The sequence below is a fragment of the Streptomyces sp. NPDC001153 genome, assembly GCF_053598315.1.
On sequence record NZ_JBSFJZ010000027.1, the window covers coordinates 25,530 to 39,490 of the forward strand.

General features: G+C 69.3%; 11 protein-coding genes. 7 read left to right on the forward strand and 4 right to left on the reverse strand.

The window, feature by feature from the left end:
• Positions 1 to 193 precede the first annotated feature (193 nt).
• The 7 genes from asnB to ACWDEN_RS28260 all read left to right on the forward strand — a co-directional run bounded on the left by asnB (position 194) and on the right by ACWDEN_RS28260 (position 9,495).
• Positions 194 to 2,365 (forward strand): asparagine synthase (glutamine-hydrolyzing), encoded by a 2,172-nt coding sequence (gene asnB, locus ACWDEN_RS28230; protein ID WP_450860506.1) that lies wholly within the window; start codon positions 194 to 196, stop codon positions 2,363 to 2,365.
• Complete coding sequence (locus tag ACWDEN_RS28235) at positions 2,365 to 3,357, forward strand: diiron oxygenase (RefSeq protein ID WP_450860508.1); 993 nt, start codon at positions 2,365 to 2,367, stop codon at positions 3,355 to 3,357. The genes asnB and ACWDEN_RS28235 overlap by 1 nt, the downstream gene beginning before the upstream one ends.
• Positions 3,358 to 3,822: 465 nt before the next feature.
• Positions 3,823 to 5,181, forward strand: coding sequence for a hypothetical protein (locus tag ACWDEN_RS28240; RefSeq protein WP_450860510.1), 1,359 nt, complete (start codon positions 3,823 to 3,825; stop codon positions 5,179 to 5,181).
• An 11-nt stretch (positions 5,182 to 5,192) separates the two neighbouring features.
• Positions 5,193 to 6,086, forward strand: a complete 894-nt coding sequence (locus tag ACWDEN_RS28245) for an isocitrate lyase/phosphoenolpyruvate mutase family protein (RefSeq protein ID WP_351602090.1) — start codon at positions 5,193 to 5,195, stop codon at positions 6,084 to 6,086.
• Complete coding sequence (gene aepY, locus ACWDEN_RS28250; RefSeq protein WP_450860512.1) at positions 6,083 to 7,207, forward strand: phosphonopyruvate decarboxylase; 1,125 nt, start codon at positions 6,083 to 6,085, stop codon at positions 7,205 to 7,207. Before ACWDEN_RS28245 ends, aepY begins: the two co-directional genes overlap by 4 nt.
• The gene (locus ACWDEN_RS28255; RefSeq protein WP_450860513.1) at positions 7,207 to 8,424 is read left to right on the forward strand and encodes a phosphonoacetaldehyde reductase; all 1,218 of its coding nucleotides are present in this window, start codon (positions 7,207 to 7,209) and stop codon (positions 8,422 to 8,424) included. The genes aepY and ACWDEN_RS28255 overlap by 1 nt, the downstream gene beginning before the upstream one ends.
• Positions 8,425 to 8,457: 33 nt before the next feature.
• Positions 8,458 to 9,495: a C-terminal binding protein gene (locus ACWDEN_RS28260; protein ID WP_351602099.1), complete on the forward strand. Its 1,038-nt coding sequence runs from the start codon at positions 8,458 to 8,460 to the stop codon at positions 9,493 to 9,495.
• Between the two features lie 64 nt (positions 9,496 to 9,559).
• Here ACWDEN_RS28260 and ACWDEN_RS28265 read toward each other — a convergent pair whose 3' ends face one another.
• From ACWDEN_RS28265 to ACWDEN_RS28280, 4 genes are all read right to left on the reverse strand, one after another.
• A complete protein-coding gene (locus tag ACWDEN_RS28265) occupies positions 9,560 to 10,693 on the reverse strand; it encodes a GNAT family N-acetyltransferase (RefSeq protein WP_450860515.1) in 1,134 nt (377 codons plus the stop codon).
• Positions 10,694 to 10,770: 77 nt separating this feature from the next.
• Positions 10,771 to 11,934, reverse strand: a complete 1,164-nt coding sequence (locus ACWDEN_RS28270; RefSeq protein ID WP_351602105.1) for an aminotransferase class I/II-fold pyridoxal phosphate-dependent enzyme — start codon at positions 11,932 to 11,934, stop codon at positions 10,771 to 10,773.
• Positions 11,934 to 12,923, reverse strand: coding sequence for an agmatinase (speB, locus tag ACWDEN_RS28275; RefSeq protein ID WP_351602108.1), 990 nt, complete (start codon positions 12,921 to 12,923; stop codon positions 11,934 to 11,936). The genes ACWDEN_RS28270 and speB overlap by 1 nt, the downstream gene beginning before the upstream one ends.
• Complete coding sequence (locus ACWDEN_RS28280) at positions 12,920 to 13,942, reverse strand: methyltransferase domain-containing protein (RefSeq protein ID WP_450860518.1); 1,023 nt, start codon at positions 13,940 to 13,942, stop codon at positions 12,920 to 12,922. The genes speB and ACWDEN_RS28280 overlap by 4 nt, the downstream gene beginning before the upstream one ends.
• Between the last annotated feature and the right edge of the window lie 19 nt (positions 13,943 to 13,961).

A 13,961-nucleotide genomic window follows, 5' to 3' on the forward strand; every position in this document is an offset into this window, starting at 1 on the left:
ACACGCCGAGTTACTCGATGGAGGTGGGTCAGAATGCAGAAATACAGCAAGCCGACGGCGAAGACCGTTACCCAGGCCGCCTGTTTGAAGAAGGTTGTCTGAAGTAAGAAGAGCCGGTGAGGGCTTCGCCGGTCGAAGCCCTCACCTTCGCCCGGCTCTTACGCGGCACACGGCGGTGGCTGAGGAATAAGAGATGTGTGGAATAGCGGGAATTGCTCGTCTGGACAACCGTACGCTCGGCGTTGAAGCGGACGCCGTCCTCGACCACCTGGCCGACATCCTTGACCATCGAGGACCGGACGAGCGGGACGTTCTCCGCGATGGTGGGGTGGGACTGGCTTTCACCAGGTTGTCGCTTGTCAACCCGGAGGACGGTAGTCAACCACTGGTCAGCGATGACGGCTCGCTGGTGCTCGTCGCCAACGGCGAGATCTACAACCATCGGGAGCTCGCTACCTCGCTGCCCGGCGACGTGCGGCTCCGTACCGGATCGGACTGCGAGGTCCTGCTCTACCTCTACCGCCAGTACGGGCTTGAGTTCCTGCGTGATGTCCGAGGCATGTTCGCCCTCATCCTGTGGGATCGAGTCGACAACAAGCTCGTACTCGCCCGGGACCGCTTCGGCATCAAACCCCTCTACTACCACCGCAACGACGAGCGCATCGTGCTCTCTTCGGAAATCAAGGGTCTCTTCGCCGATCGTTCCACACCTCGACGCTTCGACTGGGAGCGGGCCCTTGCCAGCCCCCTGCTGGCCGCCGCGAGCAGCTTCAACGACGCACCGGTGACCACGTGGTTCGAGGGAGTCGAACTGGTCCCGGCGGCCACGATTCTGCGCGTCGACCTCCACAACGGCGGTACCACGGAACACCGGTACTGGCAGCTGCCCGGCGAGGCCGACGAGTCCGCGGACGCCCAGGACCTCATCCGGCGGTACGCCGAACTCCTGGAGGACTCCGTCCGGGACTGCGTCACGGCCGATACCGAGCTGGGACTGTTCCTCTCGGGTGGCGTCGACTCGTCCGCCGTCCTCGCACTGGCCGGCGACAAGCGCGGTGGCATGCATACGTTCACAGCGCTCACCGGCGGCACTTTCGACAACGGCGACGCCGAAAACGCCGCTTGGATCGCGCGGGAGCTGGGCGTACCCAACCACCAGGTCGTCTTCCCACCGGACCACGTGCCCACCCCGGAGGAGTGGCTCCGGCTTTTGTGGCTCACCGAGACTCCGATGTGCGGTCCCGAGGTGTACTACAAGCACGAACTCCACCGATTCGCACGTCAGGCCCGCCCCGGCCTGCGGGGCATGCTTCTCGGCGCGGCCAGCGACGAGTTCAACGGAGGCTACGCGCGGGAGCTGGGCGCGGAGGACTGGCCGTCCTTCATGGAGATTCTCGCCCTCATCGACCGCAACACCCGGATCGGGCGGCGTCCGGTTCTGAGGCACTGGTGGGCGGAGGAGCCGTCCTTCATCTCCGAGAAGGCCCTCGGTGGCCCGGAATCCGCCAGCGACAGCGTCTACCGCGCCTATCTCAAGTCCGAGTACCTGCAGGTTCAGCAGTACAACGTCTGGCACGAGGACCGCACAGCGGCCGGCAGCGGTATCGAGGCACGTGTGCCGTTCCTGGACCACCGCCTGGTCGACCTGTGTGCGCGGATACCGGACCGGCTGCGCCCTGAACTCCTGTGGAACAAGCGGATACTTCGTGAGGCGGTCAGGTCCCACCTGCCCGAGCGGATCGCCGAACGGCCCAAGGGCCCCTTCTTCTACGGCTCCGGAACGCACCACTCGTACCGCATGCTGGTACGTCTCATGCGCGCGGATTCGCACGCCCTCGTCGAGCGGGCCCTCGCCGCCCCCGGAGCGGCGGACTTCATCGACGCCGAGCGCGTGCGGGGTCACCTTGCCGGGATCGGCGAGGGAAGGACCGAAGCCTCGTCCGTGGAGATGCTGCTGCGTGTCCTGAACATGGGTCTGCTCGCGGAGCTGGCCTCGAACACGCCGCGTCTCGAGGACACCTCGGCCGGCCCGGTTCTTCGGGAGATCGCCGGTGATTGTAGTGCACCGTCCGAGGCCGTAGCCGACTTCCGTACGCGTGAGTTGAACGGCGCGGCCGTGCCCGCATTCGCGGAGAGCGTGCTCCTGCTCACCGATCCGGCCGGGTCGGACTGGTACCTGGTCAAGGACGGAGAGATCGAGTTCGTACTGCAGGCAGGCACGCCGACACTGGCGGTACTGCAGGCAGTCGACGGCAAGAGCCCGCTGGCCGACGTCCTGGCCCCTGTGGGCACCGAAGGGCAGGAGGAAGCGCACGCCGACCTGTGCAACCTGCTGGACCTCGGGTTTCTGGTGTGGGCCGAGTGATGTACCGGGAAAGAGCGACCGAACCGCTCGTCGCGGCGCGGGCAGCGGGGCGAGCGGGCGTCGGCGCCTACACCAGTAGCTTCGGCCGCTGGGACCGCCTCGCCGGCGTTCGTACCCGGACCCAACGGTCGTTCACGGCCTCGGGATCTCTCTACTTCCCTCCCGAACTCCACCCCGTCGCCACGCATCCGGTGGTCACGCGCCGCGGGGCGGAGCAGGTGGAGTGGTTGCTGCTGCGCCGGCTCCACGACTACCTGGACTTCACCACCGAGCTCGAATCGCTCGCGGTCATACCGGTCGTTACCGCGATCAGCAGGGGGAGGTCGGGCTTGCATCTGCCGGAGGGCATGCGGGCGGACGCCTTCAAGATCGTCACGGATGAGGCGTGGCACGCGCAGGCCTCCTACGATTTCGCGCACCAGGTGCAGCGGGCGTCCGCAGTGCCCGTCGGCAGGCCGGACAGCAGCCCTCCCGCGTTCACGGAACGGCTGGACGTCATCCGTGACCGGCTTCCCCACGAGATCAGAGGGGTGGAGGCGATCGTCTTCGCGATCGTGAGCGAGACCCTGATATCCGGGATCCTTTCGGAGATTCCCCGGGACGAGCGACTGCCTAGGTCGCTCCGGGACCACGTGCGGGACCATGCCGAGGACGAGGGACGCCACCACGTCTACTTCCGTGCCGTGCTCCGTCATCTGTGGGCCGCTCTGACGCCGAAGGAACGCAGAGCCGTGGGGCCGCATGTTCCGGCGGCGATCTACGCGTTCCTCGCCCCCGACTACGCTCGGGCGATCGAGGACCTGCGGATGCTGGGACTGCCGGAGCGAAGCGTCGAACAGGTCGTTGAGGAGTCCTGGCCGGAGGAGCGGGTCGTGCGCGACGTGTCCGAGGCTTCTCGTCCACTCGTCCGCTATTTCGCCGAGGTGGGGGCTCTCGACGACCCGGGCACCCGGAATGCCTTCGAGGAGGCCGGGCTCCTCGGCCGCGACTGACAGAACGGGGAAACCGAAGCCGAATTCCCAGGAAGCCGACGGAAGATCCCCATTGCGGTGATTGGTGGTTTCGTCCTCCGGTGAGACCGCCGGACAGGCGGCCCGTCGCTCGCGGGCGCGATTGTCGATCTTGACAGATTACGCACGGGCGTGATCACATATTGAAGTGATGTTGCGTCAGAGGGCCATGTGGGCATGACTGGCTGGTGAGCAAACATTGAGGTGGCAAGTGGGGTTGCCCATTCTTGCCGGGCCTGTATGTGTGTTCATTTGACGGCCCTTGTATTGCTTTAGCTCACGTGATCGGTCAATTCCTCGCGTGTGGCGACGAACGGATACATGAAGTCGCTTCATGCTGCCCGCCAATTGCCCTTGGCAGCCGGCAGGGGGCCGGGTGCGCGACCCTCCTTTCGGACGGCATCCGGGGCGCTATTCGACCGACCGAAGAGGGACAGGGGGCACCGCGTGCGACCAGAGGAAGGTTTCGCGCGGCGGGCCGGTGCGCTGCTGCGTGCCGCCGCCAACGATCTCAAGCGTGACGACGAGAACGCCGAGCGCGAACTCGGGCTGGAGAAGGGAACGTTCGCCCAGTACGCCGACGGGAGGCGGCCGGTCGACTGGGAGTTGATGCACCGCGCCGCCCAGACCTGGCCGCTCAACGAGCGAGACCTGCTGCCCCTCCATGACGACAGCCCGGCCGGTGTGCGCATCATGCGGCAGGAGGAGTCCCGGGTCAGCTCCCGGGTGCTCAGCCGGGCAGGCGAGCCCTACTACGAGTACCGGGACACCGCCATGTCCCGCATCGCGTCCTACCGTCCCGAATGGATCCGCATGTTGCGGGTGGTGGACGACAACGAGCCGGACAACCCTCTCGTCCAGTGGAACCGTGGCCACCTGCTGTACCAGTTCACGTACTTCATCGGCCCGGTCAACTACTACTACCGGTGGGACGGGGTCTCGCACTGCGTTCCCATGGAGACCGGTGACTCGGTGTGGGGCCTGCCCTTTGCGCCGCACTCGTTCGCGGCGCGCACCTCTGCCGAGCCGGCCTGCATCCTCGCACTGACCTACGGCGGCTCCCTGGTCGGAGACGCACAGCGCGAACTGGCCGTCCTGGGCAACGCCGCGACCCAGGCCCTGGCGGTCCCGCTGGCCGAAGGAGCGCGGCTTCCGGGTGCGGCGATCCGATCGTTCATGGACGGGGGGGCGGTCACCGTGGCCGAACTCGCCGACCGTACCGGCATCTCGCCGCGCCGCACCGAGGAACTGGCCGGCGGTTCCGTCAGCCCGGACGCGAAGGAGCTGGCCCTGCTGGCAACCGGGCTGGGGGTCTCGGTGCGCGACCTGCTGCTGCCGCGAAGCGGAACGGTCGACGGGGTGTCCGTCCAGCATGCTCGGGACGCGCGGAGCTGGGTGTGGCCCGGAGACGGCGCGACGGCCTACCGGATCACCAGATTGGCCGGCGACCCTCTCCACCCCCACACGTCCGCACTCCAGGTCGATGTCCTGCTCGATGACGTCGAGCAGGCGGCGCCACTGACCACCTACCAGCACCAGTACCTGTACGTGCTCGGTGACGACCCGGTCGGTCTCCGGTGGGAGTTCGCGGGTGAACGCTTCGAGGACACACTCGGACCGGGTGATTCGGCATACGTGCGTCCACAGGTACCGATCACCTTCGCGGCGGCTCGGGGAGGCCGGCCGCGGGTGCTGCTGCTTCGTATCTCCGGGGCGGTCACCCCGGAGGTGCGGTACGCGGTGGGCACCATGGCGGCCGGCGGCATCGACCGGTATGTGGCCGAGGACCGGCTTTGGTACAGCTAGGAGAGGAACTCATGTCGGAGCGTCCTTCGAAGGGCGAACCCGCGCTGCCGACGTCCAAGGTCGGTCGGTTGCGCGACTTGTTGACCGGGCCGTCGCCGGTTCGCGCGGTCGGAGCCCATGACGGGCTCACCGCCAAGCTGGTGCAGCAGGCCGGCTTTGACGCCGTATGGGCTTCGAGCTTCGAGATCTCCGCCAGCCACGGCCTGCCGGACGCCAGCCTCATCACCATGACCCAGTACCTGGACGCGGCCACCGCGATGGACTCGGTGACCGACATCCCGGTCATCGCGGACTGCGACACCGGCTTCGGCGGGCCGATGAACGTGGCGTACGCGGTGCAGCGCTACGCGCGGATCGGCATCGCCGCCATGTGCATCGAGGACAAGCTGTTCCCGAAGACCAACAGCTTCGCGGACGTCGCACAGGACCTGCTTCCCGCAGAGGATTTCGCTCTGAAGATCAAGGCTGCCCGGGAGGCGCTGGGTATCCGCGACATGGTACTGATCGCCCGCACCGAGTCGTTGATCGCCGGGCGCGACATCGAGGACGCCCTGGACCGCGGTCGTCTGTACGCCGCCGCGGGTGCGGACGCCGTGCTGGTGCACAGCAAGAGCCGCCGGCCCGACGAAGTGCTGGAGTTCGCGGCCCGGTGGGACGTGGACGTGCCGCTGGTGGCGGTGCCCACCACCTATGGAACGGTGAGCGAGCAGGAACTGTACGAGGCCGGGTTCCGCCTGGTGATCTATGCCAACCAGGGGCTGCGCGCGGCTGTCCGAGGCGTGCAAGAGGTACTCCGCGAGCTGAACGCCGCCGGTGCCGCCCGGTCCGTCGACGAGCGCATCGCGAGCATGTCCGAAGTGTTCGCGCTCCAGGGCATGCCCTCGGGTTACCGGACGACGCCATGACGTCGGCATCCGCCGTCGTGTCGGAGCTGGAGCGTGCGGGGGTACGGCTGGTTTCCGGGGTGCCCTGTTCGTACTTCGCGGGGCCGATCAGGCTGCTTCAGGACCACCCTCGCATCCGCTATGTCCCCGCGGCGAACGAGGGTGCCGCACTGGCCGTTGCCGCCGGGGCGCGACTGGCGGGCGAACCGAGCGCCGTGCTCGCTCAGAACTCGGGCTTCGGCAATCTGGTCAATCCGCTCACCTCGTTGGTGCTTCCCTACCGGATTCCGGTACTGGTGCTCGTGAGCATGCGTGGCTGGCCCGTGCCGGATGCCGGGGAGCCCCAGCACCACTGGATGGGCAAGGTCGTGCCCCAGTGGCTCGATTCTCTGGAGCTGCCGCACCGGATGCTGCGGCCCGGCGGACCTGCACTGGAGACCGTGCTCCAGGAGACCCGCCCGGTTCTGGAATCGGGGCGCCCAGCCTTCGTCCTGGTCGCGAAGGGAGCCTTGACGGACGACTCCCCCACGGCCGAGGCGGATGCCCTGGGCGACCGGATCGGACCCGACCGCGACGACCTGGTGGATGCCGTGCTCGCCGAACTGCGAGGCGAGTACGTGCTGTCGACCACCGGCTATCTCTCCCGCGCCCTGTACAACCGCGGCGATCGGGCGCGCAACTTCTATATGCAGGGCTCGATGGGCCACGTGTCCGGTATCGCGCTCGGCGCCGCGCTGAGCCGACCGACGGAGAAGTTCGTGGTGCTGGACGGGGACGGCGCCGTGCTGATGCACATGGGCACTCTGGCCACGGTCGGCCACCACGCTCCCGAGAACCTGGTCCACGTCATCTTCGACAATGGCGTCTACGACTCGACAGGCGGTCAGCCGACCAGTTCACCCGCGGTCCGCTTCGACGAGGTGGCCCGGGCCACGGGCTACTTCTACGTCGGCCGGGTCTCTTCGGTGGGACGGCTGCGCAGTGCCGTTCGCGCGGCCCTGGAAGCCAGAGGTCCGGCACTGCTGGTGGTGAACGGTCGTGCCGGAGGCACCGCCGGAGAGCGCGCGTCCAGCGCGCTCTCCGTGACCGACATAGCCACCCGGTTCCGCCGCGAGCTCACCGGGGGCCGGGAAGAGTACTGATGTACGAGCCGCTGCCCGCCGTCCACGACCGAGCCGGGATCCCGCATGCGCTGTGCGCAGGTCTGCGGCCTCTGCCCGGCCATGCCGCCGCCTATCTGGGAGAGGGCGCGGCCGGCCGGCTGGGTGGAGTGATCGAGGCGCTCGGCGGCCGACGGGTGCTGCTTGTGCACGGCCGTACGTCCTACCAGCGGTCCGGGGTCGGAAAGCTGGTCGAACAGTGGGCGGGCCGCTACCGGATCGAGCACTTCGACGGCGTCCGGCCCAACCCCCGAATCGAGCAGGTCCGGGACGGCGTGGCCCTGGCCCGCCGGTTCCGCCCGGACGTGGTGGTGGGCATCGGCGGCGGCAGCAGCCTGGACGTGGCCAAGGCGGTCGCCGTGCTCAGCGCGCAGTCCAGCGGCCCTCTCGCGTGTCTCCGGCAGCCGGAACTGGTGACCCGGCCGCGTTCGGCCACCCTCGTGCTGCTGCCCACCACCGCCGGCTCCGGCAGCGAGATGACCAGATTCGCCACCGTGTACGTCGAGGGCCGCAAGCACTCCCTCGACCTCGCCCAGGCACGAGCGGACCTTGTGCTCGTCGATCCGCAGCTCACCTCTTCGCTGCCTCAGCCGGATTTCATCGCCGGTGGCCTGGACGCTCTGGCACAGGCCATCGAGTCGTACTGGTCGGTCTCGGCCGACGAGGGGTCCGGGGCTGTGGCCATCGCCGCCCTCGAACGGCTGCTGCCGTCGCTGGCCCGCGCCGCCGGCACGGGATCCTTTTCGGACCCGAGCGTGCGCGCCGACATGGCGTACGGGGCTTCGCTGGCCGGTGCCGCCATCGACGTCACCAGGACCACCGCGGCACACGCACTGTCGTACGAGCTGACGGCGCGCCTCGGTCTGGCCCACGGCACCGCGGTCGCGCTCCACCTGGACTGGTTGATGGCTCGTCACGCCGCGCTGGACGAGAGCGAATGCCGGCACCCGGAGGGCCCTTTGGGGGTGTGGCGGCGGGTCGAAACCGTCCAGCACCTCGCCAGAGAGGCCACCGGCGGGAGCCTGGAGCAGTTGCTGCGGCGGCTCCTGGCCGCGGCAGGGCAGCCGGTCGGGCTGCGGGAGCTGGCCCTCCCGGTGAACGGCTGGAGGCAGCCACTGACCGCGGCACTCACCTCGGAGCGGGCGTGGAACAACCCGTGCGCCCTCACCGAGAACGACATTCTTCGATTCCTCGTCTGAACCGACCGTTCCCGCCGCCAAGGAGGAACCCCTGTGACCCGACCCCGCGTGCTTTACACCGACCCGCCGTGGCTCGTCGAGGATGGACACCTTGACCCCTCACTGGCCACTGTGGAGCGAGAAGTCCTCGGCCCGGACGTGGAGTTGGTCTTCGGTCCCCACGAAGACGGCAAATACCAGATCACCAGTCCTGAGATGCTGAAGCGGGCGGCCGGGATCGATGTCCTCGTGGTCTACCGCACGCAGGTCACCGAGGAACTGCTCGACGCGGCGGGCAAGGGCCTGCGTGTGGTGGTCAGGCAGGGAGTGGGCGTCGACAACCTCAACGCCGGTCTGCTGGCGCGACGTGGACTGCCTGCCTACAACGTCCCCGACTACTGCGTGGACGAGGTGTCGACCCACACATCCGCGCTGGCCCTTGCGCTCGAACGGCAGCTGGTGCCGCAGCACCGTACCCTCGCCGGCGGGAAGTTCGACATCTACGCCGGTGGCATACCCCACCGGACCAACGGCCGCACCCTCGGCATCGTCGGCTTCGGCCGGATCGGCCGGGCCGTCGCCCGGCGGCTGGGAGCCTTCTACGGCCAGGTCCTGGTCTACGACCCGTACGTGGGCCGCGACCTTGCCGAGGGCTACGGCGCACGCTCCGTCGACACCCTGGAGGAGCTGCTGGCGCAGTCCGACATGGTGACCTTGCACTGCCCCCTGACCCCGGAGACCGACGCGCTGCTCGATGAGGCGGCGCTGAGCCGGATGAAGCCCGGCTCCTACTTGGTCAACGCTGCCCGGGGCCGGCTCGTGGAACCGGAAGGCCTGCACCGGGCACTTCGGGAAGGCTGGATCGCCGGAGCCGGCCTGGACGTCTTCTCGCCCGAGAACCCACACCAGGACCCCCGCTGGCACCCGGTCCTCGCGCACCCGTCGGTGGTCGTCACGAGCCACCGGGCGTTTCTGTCCGCCGAGGCGGAGGCGAGCAGTCGGCGCCGAGTCGCCGAACTGGTCGGCGCCGCCCTGGACGGGCGCACTCACGGACTGGTCGGAAGGGTGACCGCACCGGAATCAGGCCGGTGACCGCAGTGTTGTGGCGGGCCCACAACGGCGGGCCCGGCACGACCGTCGGCTCACACGGCTCCCGTCATGACGTGCCGAGCGGCTCGGTCCAGGGGTGCTGCCAGTCGCCGGGGTCCACGGCGCGGCCATGGTCCGTGCGCCATGACGTGAGGTCGACGGGGGCGGGCCGTGGGGCGTCGGTGGGGTCGTCGGCGAGTGCGACGGTCCACAGCGGAACCAGGCGCGCACCGCGCTTGACCTTGGCGGCATAGGCACCGATGCCCAGGTGGAGGGCGGTCAGACCGCGCTCGCTCAGGTAATCGACAGGAAGGTAGTAGCAGAGCCCGTAGTACTCGTAGGCGTCCCGCAGCGCGGCGTAGTCGAAGCCGACGGCGCGGGCGTAGAGCGTGCCGCGCCACTCGTACATCACGGCGGCGCCGACCAGCCGGCCGCCGCTGCGGGCGGTGAACACCACGGACCGGTCGTCGAGACAGGCGGCTTGGTCGGCGAAGGCGCGGTGGATCTCCTCGGCGGTGGTCGCGTGGCCGTACTTCGCCTGGAGGTTGGCCAGCAAAGGGGCGACCTCGTCCAGGCACTCGCTCAGCCGCTGTCGGCCCAGCTCGTAGCCGGCCGCCAGGAACCGGGCGTACTCGCCCTTGAGGCTGATCCGGCGGCGGCTGACCAGGCCGTCGCAGTACTCCGCGAAGCTCAGCCCCCCGGTGTGCAGGGTGGCGTCGCCGCAGTCGAAGTCGACGGCGGCCCCGCGCCGGTGCAGGGCCGCCGCCGTGCGGTTGGTGGCGAACAGGAACAGCGAGCCCGTGCGGGACGGGGGGTTGAGTTCCCTGCGGGCGTCGAGCAGCAGGTCGAGGACGGCGTCCTCGTACTCCGCCGCCCGCGGGATCCCGCAGCTGTAACCGCGGTGCGACCCCGCGACCCCCCAGTCTCCGCCGGCGCCCATCTGCTCCAGCCGCGGCCGCAGCGCGTAGAACTTGTTGTGCTCCCGCTCGACCTCGTACAGCGGCAGCCCGCCGACCAGCCGGTCGCCGGCGTACGCGAGGAGGTACGTCACCGCGGCACCGCTCTCGCGTTCCACCGAGCGCAGCCAGCCATGGGACATGTAGAAGCCCTCGGGTTCGGCGAGGACATCCCAGTCCTCGGGTGCAACCTTGTCCAAAGTGGTCACGGTTTCCAGCCGCAGAACGGTCGGGGTGTGGTCCATCGCGTCTTCCGCCTCGGATGTGCACGGGGTCGATCGGGAGGAACGGCAGGCGGCCGGGCTTCCGGACCGCCCGCCGTCTACAGGTGCGCGCGCACCGCGTCCACCAGGGTGCGGGCGGCCCGGATCACGTCCTCACCGGACCGGGCCAGCGCCAGCCGGACCTGGCGCACGCCGTCACCCGGCCGGTCCCAGTGGAAGGGGCCGCACGGCAGAATGTGGGTGCCGCGCTGCACCAGCTCCTCGTAGAGCGCGACGGCGTCCGGCCCGTCGTCGGGAAGCGTCACCCGGGCCACACTGATCCGGGCGTCCGGGTCGGTGAGTGTCACCGGGCCGCCGTCGAGGACCTCGGTCAGCGCACGCCGGTTGCGGGCGATCAGCCCGTGCAGGTCCGCGTAGCCGCCCCGCTCGGCGTCCTGGGCGAACTTGGTGAGCATCAGCAGCACCAGCGGCGACACCGACAGCAGCACGTCGCTGAAGTACTCCAGCAGCGGCAGGTCGGTGTTCTCGCCCCAGGCCAGGAAGCCGGCCTTCAGCTCCAGGGTGGGCCACAGCTTGCCGGTGTCCTCGATGACCACCCACTCGGCGCCGGAGTCCCGCAGGATCGCATAGGTGTCGTACTGCGCCCGGGTGTCCTGCGCGCGGAAGCAGGTGTCCATGGCCAGCACCCGGTTCGTGCGGGCGCAGAACGCGGCGAGCCGGCGCAGTCCGTCCTCGGCCAGGACCCACCCCGTCGGATTGTTCGGCGTGGTGACGAACACCGCGCCCACCTCGTCCGGCAGGTCGGGCTCCCCGCGGTCCAGCTCAGCCTCGGGCAGCGGCAGCAGCGTCAGGCCGCGCCCCTTGAGCAGATCCGGGATGTTGTCGAAGGTCGGGTGCACCAGGGCGACGGTGCCCGTCCGGTGCGCGAGCGCGCGCGCGGTGATGTCCATCGCCACGGACGACGAGTAGCAGCTGACCAACCGGCCGGTGCCGATGGGCGCCTGCCGCTGGCCGATGCCGTGCAGAAAGGCCTGCTGCGCCTCGGCCTCGATCTCCTCGAAGACTCGCTTCTCAGCCTCGTCGAAGAGGTCCGGCAGGCTGTCCACGATGGCGCGCTGCGACTCGGTCAGCGGCATCCGGGGATGCCCGTCCGACACGTTCAGCCCGCCGACGAGTGCGTCGGTCTCCATGGAGGTCAGATTCCGCCGGCCGGACTCATGGCCGACCGCGGCTTCTCCGGACACATCGGATATGAAGGTCATCAGGTTTCCTCCCCCGTCTCGGTCGCCCGCGCGTGCCTGGAGCGCAGCGCGACCTGTCCCAGCAGTTCGAACGCGACCACGGACGCGGCGTGGCTGGTGATGTCCGCGTGGTCGTACGGCGGCGCAACCTCGACGATGTCCAGGCTGCGGTAGTTCAGCGGCCCCAGCGCCCTGAGGTACTGGAGGGTCTGGTACGAGGTCGGCCCGCCCACTTCCGGGGTGCCGGTGCCCGGTGCGTACGCCGGGTCGATGAAGTCGATGTCGAACGACACCATGACGGGGCGCTCGCCCACCCGCTCGCGCACCCTGCGGCCGAACTCCTGCGGCGAGGTCACGGCCAGCTCGTCCCACCCGATGACCTCGTAGCCGAGCGCCTTGCCCGAGTCGACGTCGTCGGGGTGGACGGAGCCGCGCATACCGACCTGGATGCTGTGGTGGGGGTCGACCACGCCCTCCTCCACACCGCGGCGGAACATCGTGCCGTGGAAGTGCTTGACGCCGTAGTAGTCGTCGAGGACGTCCCCGTGCGCGTCGAAGTGGATCACGCTCACCGGCCCGAGCGTGCGGGCCATGGCCCGCATCTCCGCCATCACCAGGCTGTGGTCGCCGCCCAGCAGCAGCGGCACGATGCCCCGCTCGTACAGCGGTGCCAGGAACGCCTCGAGCCGTTCCAGGGTCAGCTCGTGGTAGCCGGGGACCACGGGCGCGTCGCCCGCGTCGACCATCGACAGGGTCCTGGTGACGTCCACGCCCGTCGCCGGGTTGTGGTCGCGCAGCAGGATGCTGGCAGCGCGGATCGCCTCGGGCCCGAAGCGGGCCCCGGAGCGATAGGAGACCGCCGAGTCGGTGGGGACGCCGACGACAGCCACGTCGACCCGGCCCTCGGCGGTCAGTGGGTCGTCCACCCAGGGCAGCCGCATGAAGGTGCGCGGGCCGGACGCGATCCGCGGTTTGGTCATGCTGTCCCGCGGCCGGTAGTGCTCACTCACGCGGAGGCCTTCCGCAGGAGCCAGCCGACGCAGAACCCGGTGGAGTCCATGGCGGGGTCGGTGGTGTCGAAGGCGTCGACGCGCAGCCCGCACTCGGCGAACAGCTTCTCCCACCACTGCCTGGTCTCCAGGCGCTGGCTGGTGAAGGGGTGCATCAGCAGATAGGCGTTGTAGTACGCCTGCGCCAGCGGCTGGGACATCGCCTGGCGATCGGAGGACTTCAGGTCGATGTCGATGATGGCCAGGGTCAGGTCGGGCGACTCGGTGAAGAGCTTGGTGAGCATACGGCGGACGCCCTCCTCGCCCTCCTGCCCCAGCACTTCGTGGATCACGAAGGCGAGGACGGCGAGGTCGGGCTTGTCCTGCGTGTTCTCGATCCACTGCACCGCGTCGACCTGCTCGATCGTCACCCGGTCCGCCGTGGGCTGGCCGGCCACCCAGGCCCGCGCGGCGGCGGCGCCGTCGGCATCGGGCTCGATGCCGACGGCCGTCATCTCCGGGTAGTCGGCGCACAGTTCGGTCAGGTAGACGCCGCTGCCGCAGCCGAGGTCCACCAGCCGCCGGTAGGTACGCCCGTCCTCGGCGAGCAGGTTGCGCAGCAGCGGGATGGAGTCGTGCATGCTGATGCCGCAGCTGCCGCTGCCGACGTAGCCGCCTCGCCGCGGGGCCGGACCGGTGCCCTCGGCCAGGTGGTCGCCGAGCGCCAGGAAAGTCTGTCCATAGCCGCCGACCATCATCTCGTACCAGGGGCGCGCCTCCTCGTAGGCGCGGGCGAGGTCGGTGAGGGTGAGCACGCCGTCCACGGAGCGGTCGAGCAGACCGGCGGCGACCCAGTAGTCGGCCATGGCGGTCAGCCGCGCGCGGTCGAGCCCCTTGGCGCCGACCAGGGCGTCGACGGTGGTGCCGGCGGCGAAGTCGCCCTGGAGGCCGGACTGCTGCAGCGTGAAGATCATGGTGCTGAGGACGTAGCCCCGGAACGGCTCCAGGGCACGTACGAGGCGGGACTCGCGAATGGGCATGGCAGATCCAATCGATGTC